Annotated in this window: 19 protein-coding genes; 2 read left to right on the top strand and 17 right to left on the bottom strand. The window is 45.1% G+C overall.

Annotated elements, in window-relative coordinates:
- Positions 1-175: 175 nt before the first annotated feature.
- Both WMO75_RS08020 and WMO75_RS08025 read right to left on the bottom strand, forming a co-directional pair.
- Complete coding sequence (locus tag WMO75_RS08020) at positions 176-547, bottom strand: LacI family DNA-binding transcriptional regulator (protein WP_349077898.1); 372 nt, start codon at positions 545-547, stop codon at positions 176-178.
- Between the two features lie 127 nt (positions 548-674).
- Positions 675-4,433: a phosphoribosylformylglycinamidine synthase gene (locus tag WMO75_RS08025; protein ID WP_349077899.1), complete on the bottom strand. Its 3,759-nt coding sequence runs from the start codon at positions 4,431-4,433 to the stop codon at positions 675-677.
- Positions 4,434-4,635: 202 nt separating this feature from the next.
- On the opposite strand from WMO75_RS08025, the gene WMO75_RS08030 reads away from it, so the two are divergent.
- Positions 4,636-5,505, top strand: a complete 870-nt coding sequence (locus tag WMO75_RS08030; protein WP_022214828.1) for a LysR family transcriptional regulator — start codon at positions 4,636-4,638, stop codon at positions 5,503-5,505.
- Between the two features lie 33 nt (positions 5,506-5,538).
- On the opposite strand, the gene WMO75_RS08035 is transcribed toward WMO75_RS08030, so the two are convergent.
- From WMO75_RS08035 to yedF, 5 genes are all read right to left on the bottom strand, one after another.
- Entirely contained in the window at positions 5,539-6,375 is an 837-nt protein-coding gene (locus tag WMO75_RS08035; RefSeq protein ID WP_118251714.1) for an Mrp/NBP35 family ATP-binding protein, read from the bottom strand.
- 64 nt (positions 6,376-6,439) lie between these two features.
- Entirely contained in the window at positions 6,440-6,787 is a 348-nt protein-coding gene (locus WMO75_RS08040; RefSeq protein ID WP_022214830.1) for a metal-sensing transcriptional repressor, read from the bottom strand.
- 97 nt (positions 6,788-6,884) lie between these two features.
- The gene (locus WMO75_RS08045) at positions 6,885-7,112 is read right to left on the bottom strand and encodes a hypothetical protein (protein WP_022214831.1); all 228 of its coding nucleotides are present in this window, start codon (positions 7,110-7,112) and stop codon (positions 6,885-6,887) included.
- A 21-nt stretch (positions 7,113-7,133) separates the two neighbouring features.
- Positions 7,134-7,370: a putative Se/S carrier protein gene (locus WMO75_RS08050; protein ID WP_349077900.1), complete on the bottom strand. Its 237-nt coding sequence runs from the start codon at positions 7,368-7,370 to the stop codon at positions 7,134-7,136.
- On the bottom strand, positions 7,367-7,984 hold the full coding sequence (gene yedF, locus WMO75_RS08055) for a sulfurtransferase-like selenium metabolism protein YedF (RefSeq protein ID WP_227222000.1): 618 nt from the start codon (positions 7,982-7,984) through the stop codon (positions 7,367-7,369). The genes WMO75_RS08050 and yedF overlap by 4 nt, the downstream gene beginning before the upstream one ends.
- A 245-nt stretch (positions 7,985-8,229) precedes the next feature.
- On the opposite strand from yedF, the gene WMO75_RS08060 reads away from it, so the two are divergent.
- Entirely contained in the window at positions 8,230-8,802 is a 573-nt protein-coding gene (locus WMO75_RS08060) for a xanthine phosphoribosyltransferase (protein ID WP_022214834.1), read from the top strand.
- A 102-nt stretch (positions 8,803-8,904) separates the two neighbouring features.
- On the opposite strand, the gene WMO75_RS08065 is transcribed toward WMO75_RS08060, so the two are convergent.
- The 10 genes from WMO75_RS08065 to rpsM all read right to left on the bottom strand — a co-directional run bounded on the left by WMO75_RS08065 (position 8,905) and on the right by rpsM (position 17,411).
- On the bottom strand, positions 8,905-10,374 hold the full coding sequence (locus WMO75_RS08065; RefSeq protein WP_349077901.1) for a substrate-binding domain-containing protein: 1,470 nt from the start codon (positions 10,372-10,374) through the stop codon (positions 8,905-8,907).
- A 1-nt stretch (position 10,375) separates the two neighbouring features.
- Complete coding sequence (locus WMO75_RS08070; RefSeq protein WP_118698084.1) at positions 10,376-10,987, bottom strand: WYL domain-containing protein; 612 nt, start codon at positions 10,985-10,987, stop codon at positions 10,376-10,378.
- Between the two features lie 135 nt (positions 10,988-11,122).
- Entirely contained in the window at positions 11,123-11,842 is a 720-nt protein-coding gene (locus WMO75_RS08075; protein ID WP_022214837.1) for a type 1 glutamine amidotransferase, read from the bottom strand.
- A complete protein-coding gene (locus WMO75_RS08080) occupies positions 11,839-13,176 on the bottom strand; it encodes a MurT ligase domain-containing protein (protein ID WP_118252528.1) in 1,338 nt (445 codons plus the stop codon). The genes WMO75_RS08075 and WMO75_RS08080 overlap by 4 nt, the downstream gene beginning before the upstream one ends.
- A gap of 115 nt (positions 13,177-13,291) precedes the next feature.
- Positions 13,292-14,032, bottom strand: a complete 741-nt coding sequence (locus tag WMO75_RS08085) for a LytR/AlgR family response regulator transcription factor (protein WP_158583608.1) — start codon at positions 14,030-14,032, stop codon at positions 13,292-13,294.
- A gap of 264 nt (positions 14,033-14,296) precedes the next feature.
- Entirely contained in the window at positions 14,297-14,833 is a 537-nt protein-coding gene (locus WMO75_RS08090) for a bL17 family ribosomal protein (RefSeq protein ID WP_022214840.1), read from the bottom strand.
- Positions 14,834-14,927: 94 nt separating this feature from the next.
- On the bottom strand, positions 14,928-15,887 hold the full coding sequence (locus WMO75_RS08095; RefSeq protein WP_022214841.1) for a DNA-directed RNA polymerase subunit alpha: 960 nt from the start codon (positions 15,885-15,887) through the stop codon (positions 14,928-14,930).
- Between the two features lie 97 nt (positions 15,888-15,984).
- Positions 15,985-16,578: a 30S ribosomal protein S4 gene (gene rpsD / locus WMO75_RS08100; protein ID WP_118252530.1), complete on the bottom strand. Its 594-nt coding sequence runs from the start codon at positions 16,576-16,578 to the stop codon at positions 15,985-15,987.
- Positions 16,579-16,596: 18 nt separating this feature from the next.
- Entirely contained in the window at positions 16,597-16,992 is a 396-nt protein-coding gene (gene rpsK / locus WMO75_RS08105) for a 30S ribosomal protein S11 (RefSeq protein WP_022214196.1), read from the bottom strand.
- A 50-nt stretch (positions 16,993-17,042) separates the two neighbouring features.
- Positions 17,043-17,411: a 30S ribosomal protein S13 gene (rpsM, locus tag WMO75_RS08110; protein WP_022214197.1), complete on the bottom strand. Its 369-nt coding sequence runs from the start codon at positions 17,409-17,411 to the stop codon at positions 17,043-17,045.
- Positions 17,412-17,550: the final 139 nt, after the last annotated feature.

Below are 17,550 nucleotides of genomic sequence, written 5' to 3' on the forward strand. Positions count from 1 at the left end.
ATTTTGCCCTGTATGTCTCGGGATTTTGCCATATTCATGGCAAAACGCCTCGCGGGATACTACATGTGAATAGTAACCACCAACATCCCCTAATACGTCAGGCAAAAAAGGCAGATCACATCAATTCCAGAGGAATCGACATAATCTGCCTTTTCTGTATATCTATCATATAATTTTATCTGCGGCGTACCATGACTGCCTGGTAAGGATTCAGGGATTTCTGGCTGGTTTCGCTGTAGTTATTGCGTTTCTGATTATTGACACCCATGATCACACCGTCCACGATATTGGAGCAGAGGATCTTCATATATTCTTTTTCTCTCTCCGGGTCATCACCGGTACTGCACAGCATCAGTTTGCAGTCGTTTTTGTATAGTTCATCTTCGATATGTCTCGCAAGCGAGGAAAAATACGGATGACGGATATCCGGAACCAACATCGCCACGATCCCCGCCTTCTGCTTGAACATGCTCCTTGCCAGTTCGTTCGAAATATAGTTCAGTTCTTTCATCGCCTGTTCGATCTTCATCCGTGTTTCAGGAGCCACATTTGCTGTCTCGATTTTCTATGAAACATTTTTCATTCTGATAATACGATACCGAAAATTTCCAGTTTCGTCAAGACAAAATAAGCCCCCGCCGTATAAGCGAGGGCTCAAAACTGTCATATATTATTTATTTGAAGTACTCTACACCGGACTCAAAGATCTTGATATCCTGCTCGCCGTAGATGTTGACAGCCACACCGTCACCGCGACGTTCACTGTGTGCCATCTTACCGAGGATACGTCCGTCAGGGCTTGTGATACCTTCGATGTTCATGTAGGAACCGTTTACGTTCCATTCTTCATCTGCGCTCAATTCTCCGGCCGGAGTTACATACTGAGTTGCAACCTGTCCGTTTGCGAAGAGTTTTGCGAGCCATTCATCATTGGCAACAAAACGTCCTTCCCCGTGGGATGCCGGGTTGCAGTATACACCGCCAAGCTGCGCTTTCTGAAGCCATGGAGACTTGTTGCTGACAACTTTGGTGTAGACCATCTTGGAGATATGGCGTCCAATGGTGTTGAAGGTCAGTGTCGGAGAATCTTCTTTCTGTCCGCAGATCTCACCGTATGGTACAAGACCAAGTTTGATGAGCGCCTGGAAACCATTGCAGATACCAAGTGCAAGACCGTCTCTCTCATTTACAAGTTTCATAACAGCCTCTTTGATCTTTGCATTCTGGAATGCAGTTGCAAAGAATTTCGCAGAACCATCCGGTTCATCACCTGCGGAGAATCCACCAGGGAACATGATGATCTGTGCTTCGTTGATCGCTTTCTCAAAGAGTTCTACAGAATCATGGATATCTTCTGCTGTCAGGTTCTTGAAGACTTTGACATCAACTTCTGCGCCTGCTCTCTCAAATGCACGGGTGCTGTCATATTCACAGTTGGTTCCCGGGAACACCGGAATGAATACACGCGGTTTTGCAACTTTGTGTCTGCATACATAGATGTTTTCTGCATGGTACAGATCATCTTTGGCAGGTTTTTCATTTGCTTCACCGGAAACGGTCTTGAAGACTCTTTCTAGAGTTCCTTTCCATGCTTCTACAGCTTCTGCCTCTGTGATCACGGTATTTCCATAAGAGAATTTACCGTCGTCAGTAACTTCACCGATCAGTGTGTAAGTGATGGAAAGCTTGCCGACTTTGTCTGCCGGAACTTCCATGATGATATCGCCAAATCCCGGAGCGAAGAAATCTCTTGGATCCAGATTGTGCTCGATCTTTACGCCAAGTGCGTTACCGAATGCCATCTTGGAAACGGCTGCTGCAATACCATGACGATCCAGTGCATAAGCGGAAACGACTTTGCCGCTCTGGATATCATTGTGAAGTTTTTCATACTGATCCATGATTCCTGCGTAATCCGGCAGATCGTACTGATCGTGTGGTGCACGGAGCCATACCAGTTTGTTTCCTGCTTTTTTAAGTTCAGGAGTGATGACATCCTGGATCTTCGCTACATCTACTGCAAAGGAAACGAGTGTCGGAGGTACGTCGATCTCGTTGAAAGTACCGGACATACTGTCCTTACCTCCGATGGACGGAAGTCCGAATCCCATCTGTGCCGCATATGCACCAAGAAGTGCGGAGAACGGCTGGCTCCATCTCTTAGGATCTTCGGTCATGCGGCGGAAGTATTCCTGGAAGGTGAAGCGGATCTTCTTGTAGTCACCACCTGTTGCAACGATTCTTGCAACAGATTCTGTCACTGCGTAGGCAGCTCCATGATATGGGCTCCAAGAGGACAGATACGGGTCAAATCCATAGCTCATCATCGTTACAGTATCGGTCTTGCCATTCTGTACCGGAACTTTTGCTACCATGCTCTGTGTCTCGGTAAGCTGATACTGACCGCCGTATGGCATAAATACGCTTCCGGCTCCGATAGAACCGTCGAACATCTCAACGAGGCCTTTCTGTGAGCATACATTGAGGTCAGCAAGTGTCTCGAGCCATTTTGCCTTGACATCTGCTACATCCGGGCGGTCTTCAAAAAGGTTGCCCTCTTTGTTCGGGATCTCAACTTCTACGGTTGTTTCCTGATGTGCACCGTTGGTATCAAGGAAAGCACGGGAAATATTTACGATCTCCTTGCCTCTCCAGGTAAGGACAAGACGAGGATCCTCTGTAACGACTGCAACCGGGATCGCTTCCAGGTTTTCTTCGTTTGCATAGCCAAGGAAGGTATCTACGTCTTTCGAATCTACAACAACTGCCATACGCTCCTGGGATTCAGAGATTGCGATCTCTGTTCCGTCAAGGCCGGCATATTTCTTCGGAACTTTGTCGAGGTCTACGCGAAGTCCGTCTGCAAGTTCACCGATGGCAACAGATACACCGCCGGCACCGAAGTCATTACATTTCTTGATGATGTGGCTGACTTCCTCGCGTCTGAACATACGCTGGATCTTACGCTCTGTCGGCGCATTACCTTTCTGGACTTCTGCACCGCAGACTTCGATGGATGCCTCTGTATGTACTTTGGAGGAACCGGTAGCACCGCCGATACCGTCACGTCCGGTACGTCCTCCGAGAAGGATGATGATATCGCCCGGATCAGAGTTCTCACGGATGACCGCGCGTCTCGGAGCTGCACCCATAACAGCACCGATCTCCATACGTTTTGCAACGTAGTCCGGATGATAGACTTCTTTGACATAACCGGTAGCCAGACCAATCTGGTTGCCATAGGAGCTGTAGCCGTGAGCTGCACTTCTGACAAGTTTCTTCTGAGGAAGTTTGCCCTTGAGGGTTTCCTTCACAGATACAGTCGGGTCAGCAGCACCTGTCACACGCATTGCCTGATATACATAAGTACGTCCGGAAAGCGGGTCACGGATCGCACCGCCGAGGCAGGTAGCAGCACCACCAAACGGCTCGATCTCTGTCGGATGGTTGTGTGTCTCATTCTTGAAGTTGATGAGCCACTCTTCTTCCTTGCCGTCTACATCTACCGGTACAACGATGCTGCAGGCATTGATCTCATCGGATTCTTCCTGGTCAGCAAGTTTGCCCTCGGATTTCAGTTTCTTCATTGCCATCAGGGCAAGATCCATCAGGCAGACAAATTTGTCGTCACGGCCTTTGTAGAGAACTTCTCTGTCAGCAAGATATTTCTCATAAGTCTTTACGATCGGTTCTTTGTAATCGCCCTCATCAAACTTCACATCGGTAAGTTCTGTGGAGAATGTGGTATGACGGCAGTGATCAGACCAATAGGTATCCAGTACACGGATCTCGGTCATGGACGGATCACGTTTTTCTTCGTTGTTAAAATAATTCTGAATGTGCTGGAAATCCTTGAAGGTCATTGCAAGATTCAGAGAATCATACAGTGCTTTGAGGTCTGCTTCCGGCATATCCTTGAAACCGTCAAAGATCTTGACATCCTCTGGTTCCGGGAATACGGTAACCAGTGTTTCCGGTTTCTCAAGTCCTGTCTCACGGGAGTCTACCGGGTTGATGCAGTGATGTTTGATGGCATCAAATTCTTCGTCTGTTACATTTCCTTCTATTACATAAGTCGTTGCAGAGCGGATGATCGGCTGTGCATCTCCATCGAGGAACTGCACACACTGTACAGCGGAATCTGCTCTCTGGTCGAACTGTCCCGGAAGATATTCTACAGAAAAGATCTTCGCGCCTTCTGCGGCTTCAAATTTCTCAAGATACAAGTCGTCAACCGGCGGCTCTGCAAATACGGTTCTGCATGCTTTTTCAAAAACTTCATCTGAAATATTTTCTACATCATAACGGATCAGCACTCTTACATTCGTTGCGGATTTGATTCCGAGATAGCTACTGATCTCATGCTTTAATTCTTTTGCCTGTACAGCATAGGCTGGTTTCTTTTCTACATAAACGCGTCTTACGTTACTCATTAGAAACTCCTTTCAGATAGTAATCATTGGTTTTGGTAGTTACTGTTCACAGGCATTCCCGTGAGCAGTAACTCTGGTTGTTTTTTGGGATAGAATAGTTGTTATTTTACAAAATATATAGTATCATAACAAATATCATTAGTAAAATTAATATATCTTATATTTTTTATTAGATATACTAATTAGTAAATGGAGGTTTCTTATGGACATCAATCTCGAATTATACAAAGTTTTCTATTATGTAGCTACGACTTTAAGTTTCTCAGAGGCATCCCGCCAGCTTTTTATCTCTCAGTCTGCCGTCAGCCAGTCGATCAAGACCCTGGAAAAAAAACTCGGCCACACGCTCTTTATCCGCAGTACAAAAAAAGTCCTCCTCACGCCGGAAGGAGAACTTCTTCTGGAGCACGTCAAGCCCGCCCTTCTGATGCTTGATGAAGGGGAAGCCCTGCTCTCGGGCGACAACATGCTCAAAGGACAGCTCCGTATCGGTGCCAGTGACACGATCTGCCGTTATTTCCTGATCGAATATTTCCGCAGGTTCCACCAGTCTTACCCGGATGTCCGGATCAAAGTCACCAACAGCACTTCGATCGGCTGTGTCGAACTTCTGGAAAAAGGACAGGTCAACCTGATCGTGTGCAACTCACCAAACTCCCGCCTCGGAAACCATATGAAAGTCAAAGTATTAAAAGATTTCCACGATGTGTTCGTAGGTGACCCGGACTGTTTTGCCTTCAAGCATCTGCCCTGCTCGCTGAAAGAGCTTCTGGAATATCCGATCCTGATGCTTTCTTCCAAGAGCACGACCAGTGAATATCTCTATCATACCTTTGCCGCGCATGATCTGAAACTGCTGCCGGAAGTCGAGCTCAACAGTAATGACCTCCTGATGGATCTCGCAAGGATCGGTCTTGGCATCGCGTGTGTTCCTGATTATATGCTGGATCCAGAAGATTCTCTCAAACCAATCCCTCTTACAGAACAGCTTCCGTCCCGCCAGCTGATCCTTGTCCAGCACGATAACCTGCCCGTGTCCCAGGCGGCAGAACGATTCCTGGAAATGTTCTGAAAAAAAGAGCCCCCTGACGGGAGCTCCCTGAATTTACTGTGGCATAACCTCTACTGCTTTTGTGATATATTCGTTGTTGATCTGATCGAAAGCACCGCTGTCTGCCTTGGATGCATATGCCATGTCGATCGGCATCTTGCCTAATACCGGTACATTCAGTTCTGCTGCGATCTCGTCAATATGGCTCTCACCAAAGATCTTGATCGGAGTTCCGCAGTCCGGACATTTGACATAGCTGTAGTTCTCTACGATTCCAAGTACCGGAATCTTCATCATCTCTGCCATGTTGTAAGCTTTCTTGACGATCATCTTGACAAGATCCTGCGGAGAACTTACGATCACGATTCCATCGATCGGAAGAGACTGGAATGCAGTAAGCGGTACATCGCCGGTTCCTGGCGGCATATCTACGAAGAGATAGTCGATCTGATCCCATACTACATCTGTCCAGAACTGTTTTACCATATTTGCAAGGACCGGACCTCTCCAGATAACCGGAGTGTCCTCTGTCGGAAGAAGAAGGTTGATGGACATAACCTTGATCCCATTTGCTGTCTCCATCGGATAGATTCCGTTGTCGTCTGCCTGTGCTGCTCCTGTCAGTCCGTACATCTTCGGGATAGATGGTCCTGTGATGTCCGCATCCAGGATACCTACCTTGTAGCCCTTGGCTGCCATTGCGTTTGCGAGGGATCCTGTCACGAAGGATTTACCTACGCCGCCCTTGCCGCTGACAACACCGATGACGTGTTTTACATCTGAAAAGATGTTCTGTTCCGCCATAAAATTCTGCGGATTGCTCTGTCCTTTGCTTGCGCATCCTTCGCAGCTTGATTTGCCGCATGATCCGCTGTTACTGCATTCTGCCATTTCTTGTTTCTCCTTTATTTTCCGGTCCTTACAGTCCTGTCTCCCGGGCCGCATGACCTGTATTTTATTTCATAAACCGGTCGATCGCACGTTCCAGCTCCTTGATGGCATCCTTGTCTCCGTGCTCTACCGCATCCACGATACAGTGCTCAATATGATCCTGAAGGATGATCTTACCTGTATTGTTGATGGCTGATTTGACCGCCGAAAGCTGGATCAGCACCTCAGAACAGTCTCTGCCGTCCTCCACCATACGCTTGATCGATTCCAGATGTCCGATCGCCCTGGAAAGCCGGTTCAGAACCGCCTTGGTCTGGGCATGGCTGTGATGATGACCGTGTTCTCCATGAGAATGTTCTATTGTAGTTCCATCTTCCAGTACATGTACATGGGTTTCCTTTGCTTCACTCATGTCAGTGCTCCTCTCAGGTATCAAATTATCAGTACTGTCTTACGGGCTGCTTCTATAGTAATACCCGCAGCCTTGAAATTATATTATACCACACTGCCTAAATCTCTGTAAAGGAACATCTCTGTTTTATCTGCGATGTTACAATATCAAAGACGATCGTTCCATCTGCAAGGATAGTCTTGTCATAGGAGACATCTTTGCCCTGGAATTTCTTTTTGACATATTCTTCCGGGTCTGCAATCTCCACTTCCTCCACAAAGACATCCCGCATCTGGTTTCTCGGGCATTTATTAAAGATCTCCCAGATTACTTCATATTCTTTCATGGTCTCTGTCCTCTCTGAAAGTCATATATCCAGACTCCACTTTCCCTCGATCTCATCTGCAAACTCTGCCTCGATCACACCAAGCTCATCCTTCTGTTCAAGTGGCACTGCCCAGGAAAGCCCACAGCTTGCCGAGATCTCCCTCGGGACCGGGATCAGTCTTCCGACGATCCCGTTCTCCTTGCAGTATCTCTCCACCGCCATGGCACCGCTGGTGCTGTAAAAAGTCAGCAGATATCTTGGAATCTTCTGGATCATGGTTTTACGACTTTGGCTGCTTTTGCAAGAGTCTCTACGATGTCATACATGTTTGTGACTTCTCCGACCTGAAGTTTGTCTGTCAGGCCATAGTAATTCAGGCAGGTACCGCAGGTTTTGATCTCCACGCCCTGCGCTTCCAGGCTCTTGAGATCTTCGAGAGAATCAGAGCCTTCTGTGGTCAGTGTTGCACCACCATTATAAAAAAGCATGGTCTTTGGAAGTTTCTCAAGCTGTGTCACTGCGAAAATAAAGCCTTTCATCAGGACTTTGCCGAGTTCATCGTTTCCGCGTCCCATGATTGCTGTATCAACTGCGATCACGAAATCTCCCCTGACATCTGGGATGCACTCTACGGTTTCCTCCTGGGTTTCTGACGGCTTCTGGTCTTTCACACGGATGATGACCTGGAATTCCTGGTCGGATTTTTTCTCGGAAAGTACTTCTGCACCTGCATGTTTTCCCATTCTGGTAAGGTTCTGTACTGCTGTTTCATTATCTACGAGCACAGTGATCTCTGCATCTCCCTGGATGCCGTCCAGGACTTTCTTTGTCTTTACGACCGGGATCGGGCACTGTTCTCCTCTTGCATCTACTGTATATTTCTGTTCCATGATCTTAACCTCCTGTATCTGCATGATTTGTCTCAATTTTCACACTGGTTTCATTGTACCAGACCTTACCTTTTTTTGCAAACCATGCAGGAAAGTAAGATCTGCCCGAAACGTTTTTTCGTCGCACACAAGATTTTTTGTATCTTTATAAAAAATTTGTCGAAAAGAATTGAACTTCTGCGAAGAATAGAGTATCATAAATATAATTTTACAAAAACGAGAATTTTAGTCAAAGGAGATATAACATGCAGCTTTTAAAAGACCGTATACTGAAAGATGGAATCGTGAAACCAGGAAATATTTTGAAAGTAGACAGTTTTTTGAATCACCAGATGGACATTACTCTGATCAATGAGATCGGCAAAGAATTCAAGAGACGTTTTGCTGACTGCCCGATTACCAAGATCCTTACGATCGAAGCATCTGGAATCGGAATTGCCTGTATCGCAGCACAGTATTTTGATGTGCCTGTAGTTTTTGCCAAGAAGGCACAGAGCCTGAATCTGGATGGTGAGATGTACTGTTCCAAGGTAGAATCTTTCACCCACAAGAAAGTTTATGACGTGATCTTATCCAAGAAATTTCTCGGACCGGAAGACCATGTTCTCCTGATCGATGATTTCCTTGCCAACGGATGTGCACTGCTCGGCCTGATCGAGATCGTCAAAGAATCCGGAGCTACCCTTGAAGGTGCCGGAATCGTGATTGAGAAAGGTTTCCAGAACGGCGGACAGAAGATCCGTGACATGGGTGTTCGTCTGGAATCTCTTGCGATCGTTGACTCTATGACTGATGATTCTCTGACATTCCGCGAGTAATTTTTTACCGTCCACAGTAAAATTTATCGCAAAGCGCACAAAACAACAGCCGGAACAAAGTCTTAATGCTCTGTTCCGGCTGTATTTTTGTATCTTTACTTATTATTTCTTTGCCTTTTCGGTCGGTGTTGGTGTCTCCGTAGCGGTTGGCTTCGGCGTAGAAGTCGGCTTCTTTGTCGGCTCCGCCTTTTCCGTTGGAGTTGGTGTTTCTGTCTCAGCTGGTGTCGGGGAAACTTCCTCCGGTGTTTCCGTTGGAGTCACCGTCGGCTCTGCTGCCTCAGTCGGTGTGACCGGCTCCGGTGTCTCTGTCGGGTCCGGCTCTACTTCCTTCTCTGAATAATATCCATTGTCGATCAGGATCTCATAGTTATCCCTGTCGATCATCTGCGACTCACAGAGATAAGTTCCTATGATCTTGACGCCATTGTCATACTGCTCGTAATCATTGACTTCCGGATCATCCTCTCCGTGGAGATATACATTTACCATCTCCTCGCACTGATCCGCAAGTTCTCTGAAATCCATAAATACACTGAATGCCTGTGTGCCGGATGCTATACGCTTCACTGCATCCTCCTTGCAGCCATTTCCCGTGATCATCGGCCAGATATCTGTTCCCGGAACTACACCAGCCTCCTGAAGTGCTTCCTGCACGGCTCCTGCTGCATCGTCAAATCCTGTACAGATGATATCCGGTGCCGCTCCATCTGGATAAAACTGCTCCAGGATCTCTGCTGCACGTGATTTTGCAGTGTTTTTACTCCATCTCAGGATTCCTGTGTCATCAAAAGAAAGTTTGCCTGATTTGCATACAAGAGTTCCGTCATCCAGATATTCCTGCAGCGCCTCCATCAGACCGTTATACAGAAACAGCGCCTGCGTATCATCCAGAGATCCCATAAAAAATTCGATTGTCCTGGATTCTTTTGCCTCACGGACCTTGTCCAGTTCTTCGCTCTCAATGATCTTCTTGCCGATCATCTGACCGATCTGGCGGCCGCCAAATGTGACATAATATTTGACTGCATTCGTATCCATGATCAGATCATCGTAGGAAAATACCGGAATTTCCGCTTCCTTCACGCTCTCAAGGACACTCTTGAGCCCATAAGGATCCACCGGTGCAATGACGAACGCAGAAACCTCTTCTGCTGTCAGTTCCTGGATCTGGGAAACCTGTCTGGAAACATCGTTCTCGGCATACTCGATCACCGGTTCATATCCATCGTCCTCAAGTGTGCTTTTGAACTCATCTGCATCTCTGGTCCATTTCTCCTCGTTTGGAAGAAGAACGGCGATCTTCTCTCTGGAAGCTTCCGTTGTCTCCTCCGTCTTGTCCTCATTGTCAGAATCTGAGGTTTCTGTTTCCTTTGATGATTTCTGTTTATTTGTTTCTTTATCTGATTTTGCTTCCGGAGTCGGAGTCTCTGTCAGTTCATCCTCTCCTGCTCCCTCTTTTTCTGTCTGTGCACTTTCACTGGCAGCTTCTGTTGCCTCATTCTTGCCACATCCGCCAAGTACAGTCGTTGTCAGAAAAATGCCTAATAAAAGATATGCTGTCTTTTTTTTCATGTTAAATTCCTTTATATTCCTTTGCGAGAAGTTTCAGATAGTCTCTATAGGCTGCCGCTGTCTTCTTTGGCTTGACGATCGTAACGTCCCTTCCCATTGCAGTCAGCCATCCAAAAAACTGCGGACCGGATATCTGTGGTACTGTAACGGATATGTATCCGGCTTCTTTTGTCTTGTAATTTCCATGAGTGCCAAAATATTCCTGAACTTCTTTTTCTCTTGTCTCCCTGCACAGAAGTTTCATAGGTTTCTCTGTATCCTGGATCTCGCTCTCGTCCAGAACAAAATGCTTTACCAGTACTTCTTTAACAACCGGCTGTACTTTCTCTTTGTTCTGTCTGACTGCAGGTTTCAGCACTGTTTCCTTCTTTTCTTCTGCATTCCGACCTGCAAGATAATAGCCGCCCGGTCTTCCTCGTTTATATTTTATGTCCAGTCCAAACTCTCTCAGCGCGTCTAAATCATCATAAATACTTTTACGCTCCGCATTGACTCCACATTCTGTCAGTTTCTCAAGGATCTCCTGCATAGTTACTGCACGGTTCTCCCCGGTCTCCTCAAGCAGATGTTCCAAAACCAGTATTTTTGCTTTCTGATTACGTGATTTCGCCATTTTTGTCCCCTTGTTTGCCCTTTTATGATTATGATTGTCTTTTGCAAAAAGAAGGTGTCAAAAGCATTTGGCTCTCAGCACCTTCGTGACCTTTTATATTTGAATTATATCCTCACCATATTTTGAATGCAAGTACTATTTGAGGAATCTGTGACAGATATAATCGTTGGCTTCTTTTTCCTGGCTGTCGTCAAGCGGGGTAAGCTCTGTCTGCTCTCCGTATTTCTTCTGCAGTGCGTGCAGGATCAGCCAGTCCGCAAGCTGCGGGTTCTTCGGAAGCAGCGGTCCATGGAGGTAGGTTCCGATCACATTCTTGTACACAACACCTTCATAACCGGATTTACCGTCATTTCCAGAACCATAGAGAACTTTGCCAAGCGGTTTGTTATCGTTGATACATGTCCTTCCACCGTGGTTCTCAAAACCGACGACCGGCATCTCAAACAGGTCGCTCTGAAGGACGATGTTGCTGATGAGACGGCCCTCCTCCTGCTCTGTATACATATCTACAAGTTCCAGCCCCTTGATCGTTCCCTGGTCCGTCTTGTAGTAATTTCCAAGGAGCTGATAACCGCCGCAGATAGCGATAACGACTCCATTATCCTCTACATATGCCTTGAAATCCTTCTGGATCTCCTTGAGTTTCTCACAGACAAGCATCTGCTCCCTGTCGGAACCGCCTCCCAGAAGCACGATATCAAGTTTGGAAAAATCAATCTTGTCATCGATCTCGTAGGCGATGGTTTCTGCCTCGATTCCTCTCCACTGGCATCTCTTCATCAGGCACTGGATATTGCCTCTGTCCCCGTAAAGATTCAGGAGATCCGGATATAAATGTCCTATCGTAAGTTTCATTTCTGCTCTCCCTCCAGCTTCTTGAGTATATTTCTGGTACTGAACAGTGCTGTATAGTTTACAAGCACATACAGATTTCCGGTTCCGTCAGCCACGCGGCTGCGGATCGCCTTCTCGACATCAGCTTCCAGCATGGTCGGAATATCTACGTATTTCATTCGAAGACGCATATCCTGGCATCGGATACCGCTGACTGTGATGGAGCGGATGCTCTCCTCCTGGAAGCGGTCAAAATCCACATCCCATAGCCAGGAAATATCGATTCCATCCTGTGCATTGTCGTTGATCGCGATGAGCACATCCTTCGGCATGCTGTCCTGCATCACGGCAGAAATATTCTGGTTAAAACCTGCCGGGTTCTTTGCAAGGTTCAGTGTCACACTGGTTCCCTGGATACGGAACTGTTCCATACGACCGTTCTCCGGATTGAATTTCTTAAGCATATCCTGGAAATGTTCCGCCTTAAATCCGGCCGTGCGGATTCCCGCATAGGCAGCCAGAATATTGTATACGTTATAAAATCCCTTGTAATTTGCAGTGATCTTATGATCTTCCACACGGAAAGAAAGCTGGTCTCCTACCTGTACATCAGAAGCATCATATTCTGGAACCGGTCTATGGAAACCGCATTTCGGGCATTTGTAATCACCAAGCTGGCTATAATGATAAAAACTGTACTGTAATCTCTCGCCGCAGCGTTTGCAGAAACGACCCTCCCGGATCTCATTTGTCTTGCTCTTCATGACAGCTTTGCTGATTCCGTAGTACGTACAGGCATTTCCGCTGTCCATTGCAAGATAAGCAGACAATGCATCATCTCCGTTTACCACAAGTTTCATCTTTGGCACTTTGCGGATCATTTCTTCGAGAATATTCATGGTGATATCGATCTCACCATAGCGGTCAAGCTGATCGCGGAAAAGGTTCGTCATAACCATATAATCCGGCTTGATCTGCGGAAAAATATATCTCGTGGATGCCTCATCTACTTCAATGCAGGCATAATCTGCCTTGATATGTCCGTTCAGTCCTGCCCCAAGTACAAATGCCGCCACAACACCATTCAGCATATTGGAGCCGGTATGGTTACAGATGACTTTCTGTCCCTCTGCCTCCAATGCTGCACAGAGCATGTTGTTGGTCGTAGTCTTACCATTGGTACCGCATACTACAAAAATGTCTTTTTTGACTTCCCCTGCCAGTTCTTTCAGTACGGGCGGATATATCTTAAGTGCGATCTTGCCTGCCCATGTCACACCCTGGCGTCCCATCTTCTTGCATGCAAAGCCAGTTGCCTTGGCAGCCCAGACTGCCAGTATTCTTCTAATATTCATGTGTTCTGTTCCTTTTATTTTAACTTTATAGTTCCTACTGATTTTACGACAATTTTCCTGATTTAGCAACTGTCTTCGAAAAGTTAGCAAAAAAAGGCAGACACCTGTATCTGATTTATTTGGTAAAAAGTTCTTTTTCGTTCAGATAATTACGATATTGTTTTTGTGCTTCCTTCATATATGTTCTGGAAACAGGCACTACAATGTCTCTCATAATAAAGCCATCAGCCTTCATTCCCATTGTCTTGTTCATATTGACAAAAAAGCTCTGGTGACAGCGAAGAAAAGAACTGCCTTTCAGCTGATCCTCAAAATCACAGAGTTTTCCTCTGCAATGGATAATTCCTCCATCTTCCATATGAAAATTTACTGTGTGAAGACTGCTTGAAATATACTGGATCTCACTGTGTCTGATCGTATAAAACCGGGAACGATAGCGAAAACAGACACTTCTCTCTTCCATAGATCTATCATTGTATCTCTGCACATTGCTATCCAGAAAATAAAAAATTTTTTCAATTTTTTCATACGTCAGTGGTTTAAGAAGATACTGAAGTGCAAACACATCAAATGCCTGTCTGTAATATTTCTCACTCTTTGTCATAAATATGATTCCAACTTTTTTGTTGACTTTCCGTATTTCCTGTGCAACCCATATTCCATTTTCCTCTTCAAACTCAATCTCCATGAAAATAAGCTGAAACTGATTTGGATTCTCGGTCATACGATTGAGCAGCTGGTGACTTTTTGTAAGTTTTGTGATTTCAGCATCTGGAAGTAACTTTCGTACATATTCTTCAAGAACTCCTGCATCCCTGGAATTCTCATCACAAATAGCAATTGTAATTGGTTTCATTAAATTCTCTCTTTCTAAAATATTTCTCTTTTGCATACGCCAATTATATCATATTTCTGAATTCACTTTTACCCCCCCCCTAATTTTTTTGACGTTTTTGCTGTTAAATATGACGTTCTTGCAAAATATGACGTTTTCTCATAGCAGATTTAAAATCCCTGTACATTTCCTGTCACATTTTCATAGAAAAAGGACATCTATTCCTTTTAATAAAAAAAAGAGAAGATATCCTGCTATGAATATCTTCTCCTGATTTCTGTCAAATTATACTAACTCGATCAGAACTTCCATTGCTGCGTCACCTTTACGCGGTCCGATCTTAACGATTCTTGTGTAACCACCGTTACGATCTGCATATTTCGGTGCGATCTCTTCGAACATCTTCTTGGTCATGTCGATGTCTTTTGTGTTTTTCTTCTTTCCAGCAGCTTTGGTCGGAACTTCTTTTACCGGGTAGAATACTTTAGCCATCTGACGACGAGCGTGCAGTCTGGATGGAGCATCTTTGGTAATTTCTTTCTGTACTTCGTCATATACGGTTACTTTCTTTCCGTCTACAACTTCTTTTACTCTCTTACCGTCAGCATCTTTACGAGCAACTTTTGCAGTTACAGTAACTGTCTCGAAGTTGTCTTTCTCGCGAACTGCCATAGCGATAAGGCTTTCAGCGATCTTGCGGATCTCTTTAGCTTTAGCTTCAGTGGTAACGATTTTTCCGTTGTACAGAAGGTTTGTTACCTGGTTTCTTAACAGAGCTTTTCTCTGATCAGAAGTTCTGCTTAATTTTCTATATTTTGCCATGTTATTTTCCTCCATCTGCGGGACATCCATACATGCTAGTTCGGTCTTACTGCATGAATGCTTAGGCATCCCCGCTCAAATTATTAAGAAGTGCTTATTCTTCAGTTGGCTGAAGCTGTAAGCCCAGTTCTTTCAGTTTAGCAAGTACTTCTTCTAATGACTTACGACCAAGGTTACGAACCTTCATCATATCATCAGAAGTTCTGTTGCAAAGTTCTTCAACTGTGTTGATTCCGGCTCTCTTCAAGCAGTTATAAGAACGAACGGAAAGTTCGAGCTCATCAATGCTCATCTCCAGAACCTTTTCTTTCTCATTGTCTTCTTTCTCGATCATGACTTCTGCAGTCTTTGCATTCTCAGAAAGATCAATGAACAGGCTCAGATGTTCGCTCAGTACCTTCGCAGCGAGGCTGACAGCCTCATCCGGATCCAGTGTTCCATTGGTATATACATCCAATGTAAGTTTATCGAAATCAGTAACCTGACCAACACGGGTGTTCTCTACAACCATGTTTACACGGTCAACCGGTGTGTAGATTGCATCAACTGCAATTACGCCGATCGGCATGTCGTCAGTTTTGGCTTTATCAGCACCGATGTAACCACGGCCACGGGTAATTGTAAGCTCCATAGCCAGTCTGCAATCCTTGCCTCCGTTAAGAGTAGCAATGATCTGATCTGGATTCATGATTTCGATATCCTGATCTGCCTGGATGTCAGCTGCTGTTACAACACCAGATCCCTCACACTCGATATATGCGGTCTTTGGCTCATTGTCTGTGCTGGTATTTTTGATAGCAAGGCTTTTCAGATTCATGATGATCTCTGAAACGTCTTCTTTTACGCCCGGAATAGAGCTGAATTCATGAAGAACTCCATCGATCTTAACCTGGCTTACTGCTGCTCCCGGGAGGGAGGACAGCATAATTCTTCTGAGAGAATTACCAAGTGTAGTACCATATCCTCTTTCCAGAGGCTCTACTACGAATCTGCCAAACTTTTTATCTTCGGAAATTTCCGTAATTTCGATTTTTGGTTTATTAAAATCAAACACTATATGGTTCCCTCCTTCTGGGTATTCAACATTTGAGGGTATTAACGAATGCTGTAACTGTGAAGAAAACTCCCCACAGTTACTCGTGTTCTAATTATTATTTAGAATACAGCTCGACGATAAGCATTTCGTTTACCGGAACATCAATTGCTTCTCTTCTTGGAAGTTCTTTTACAGTTCCGCTTAAAGCTTCCTGATTAACATCGATCCATTCCGGAACAAGTCTTCCACCTGTTACTTCCAGAATTCCTTTGTATCTCTCAGAACCTTTGCATTTTTCTTTGATTTCAACTGTGTCACCAGCTTTTACAAGGTAAGACGGAATGTTTACACATTTTCCGTTTACAAGTACGTGTTTGTGGTCAACGATCTGACGAGCTTCACGTCTTGTTCTTGCAAATCCCATACGGAATACTACGTTGTCAAGTCTGCTCTCAAGAAGGACCATAAGGTTTTCACCAGTCTGTCCCGGCATTCTGTCAGCTTTGTTGTAGTAGTTGTGGAAAGGTTTTTCCAGAACTCCGTAGATGAATTTTGCTTTCTGTTTTTCTCTTAACTGTAAACCGTACTCAGACATTTTTCTGTTTGCACGTTTTAACTGTCTTGTGGATTTTTTATCAATTCCTAAATAAATCGGATCCAGGCCAAGGGATCTGCATCTTTTCAGAACAGGAACTCTATTTACTGCCATTTCAAGCTACCTCCTAAATTAGACTCTTCTACGTTTTGGTGGACGGCATCCGTTGTGCGGAACCGGTGTTACGTCACGGATACTTGTTACTTCAAGGCCGCAAGCCTGAAGTGCACGAATTGCAGCTTCACGTCCTGATCCTGGTCCTTTAACCATAACATCAACAGTTTTTAATCCATGAATCAGAGCAGCTTTTGTTGCAGTCTCTGCTGCCATCTGTGCTGCATAAGGGGTAGATTTTCTTGAACCTCTAAATCCCAGACCGCCGGCACTTGCCCATGAAAGAGCGTTTCCTTCGTTGTCAGTCAGAGTAACAATTGTATTGTTAAAGGATGACTGGATATGTGCCTGTCCGTGTTCAACGTTTTTCTTAACACGACGTTTAGTAGTCGCTTTTCTGGTTGTCTTTGCCATTTTAAAACTAACCTACACTTTCCTATATATAATCAATTATTTGTTACGAATTATTTCTTCTTATTAGCAACAGTTCTCTTAGGACCCTTGCGAGTTCTAGCGTTTGTTTTGGTCTTCTGGCCACGAACCGGAAGTCCTTTACGATGACGGATACCACGGTAGCATCCGATTTCCTGCAGTCTCTTGATATTCATAGCGATTTCACGACGAAGATCACCTTCAACTGTCATTGTTTCATCAATAACAGCACTGATTTTCTTTACATCATCGTCTGTCAGATCTCTGACACGGATGTCAGGATTTACTCCTGCCTGTGCAAGAATCTTGTCTGCACTTGTTCTGCCGATACCATAGATATAGGTAAGGCCGATTTCGATACGTTTGTCTCTTGGTAAATCTACACCAGCTATACGAGCCATGTACTGTTTCCTCCATTTTCTTTTTGAAAGTCGTCTGAACCGTACCACTTGCAGTCTCGCAAGGTGAAATAGGGTACATCTTCAAAAACTCTCGATTTTTCTAGTTTCCTAATTGGGGTGCCTCGGTAAAACACCCAGC

Origin of the sequence: Blautia intestinihominis (genome assembly GCF_040096655.1) — a bacterium.
In the GTDB taxonomy this organism is placed as follows: Bacteria; Bacillota; Clostridia; order Lachnospirales; family Lachnospiraceae; genus Blautia_A; species Blautia_A intestinihominis.

Excerpts from the sequence above, each read along its gene's own strand:
- WMO75_RS08025 (WP_349077899.1), bottom strand. The coding sequence starts at position 4,433 with ATGAGTAACGTAAGACGCGTTTATGTAGAAAAGAAACCAGCCTATGCT.
- WMO75_RS08045 (WP_022214831.1), bottom strand. The coding sequence starts at position 7,112 with ATGAAAGAATATGAAGTAATCTGGGAGATCTTTAATAAATGCCCGAGA.
- WMO75_RS08075 (WP_022214837.1), bottom strand. The coding sequence starts at position 11,842 with ATGAAACTTACGATAGGACATTTATATCCGGATCTCCTGAATCTTTAC.
- WMO75_RS08030 (WP_022214828.1), top strand. The coding sequence starts at position 4,636 with ATGGACATCAATCTCGAATTATACAAAGTTTTCTATTATGTAGCTACG.
- WMO75_RS08070 (WP_118698084.1), bottom strand. The coding sequence starts at position 10,987 with ATGGCGAAATCACGTAATCAGAAAGCAAAAATACTGGTTTTGGAACAT.
- WMO75_RS08040 (WP_022214830.1), bottom strand. The coding sequence starts at position 6,787 with ATGAGTGAAGCAAAGGAAACCCATGTACATGTACTGGAAGATGGAACT.
- WMO75_RS08050 (WP_349077900.1), bottom strand. The coding sequence starts at position 7,370 with ATGATCCAGAAGATTCCAAGATATCTGCTGACTTTTTACAGCACCAGC.
- WMO75_RS08085 (WP_158583608.1), bottom strand. The coding sequence starts at position 14,032 with ATGAAACCAATTACAATTGCTATTTGTGATGAGAATTCCAGGGATGCA.
- WMO75_RS08080 (WP_118252528.1), bottom strand. The coding sequence starts at position 13,176 with ATGAATATTAGAAGAATACTGGCAGTCTGGGCTGCCAAGGCAACTGGC.
- rpsM (WP_022214197.1), bottom strand. The coding sequence starts at position 17,411 with ATGGCTCGTATAGCTGGTGTAGATTTACCAAGAGACAAACGTATCGAA.
- WMO75_RS08060 (WP_022214834.1), top strand. The coding sequence starts at position 8,230 with ATGCAGCTTTTAAAAGACCGTATACTGAAAGATGGAATCGTGAAACCA.
- rpsD (WP_118252530.1), bottom strand. The coding sequence starts at position 16,578 with ATGGCAGTAAATAGAGTTCCTGTTCTGAAAAGATGCAGATCCCTTGGC.
- WMO75_RS08065 (WP_349077901.1), bottom strand. The coding sequence starts at position 10,374 with ATGAAAAAAAAGACAGCATATCTTTTATTAGGCATTTTTCTGACAACG.
- yedF (WP_227222000.1), bottom strand. The coding sequence starts at position 7,984 with ATGGAACAGAAATATACAGTAGATGCAAGAGGAGAACAGTGCCCGATC.
- WMO75_RS08090 (WP_022214840.1), bottom strand. The coding sequence starts at position 14,833 with ATGGCAAAATATAGAAAATTAAGCAGAACTTCTGATCAGAGAAAAGCT.
- WMO75_RS08035 (WP_118251714.1), bottom strand. The coding sequence starts at position 6,375 with ATGGCAGAATGCAGTAACAGCGGATCATGCGGCAAATCAAGCTGCGAA.
- rpsK (WP_022214196.1), bottom strand. The coding sequence starts at position 16,992 with ATGGCAAAGACAACCAGAAAAGCGACTACTAAACGTCGTGTTAAGAAA.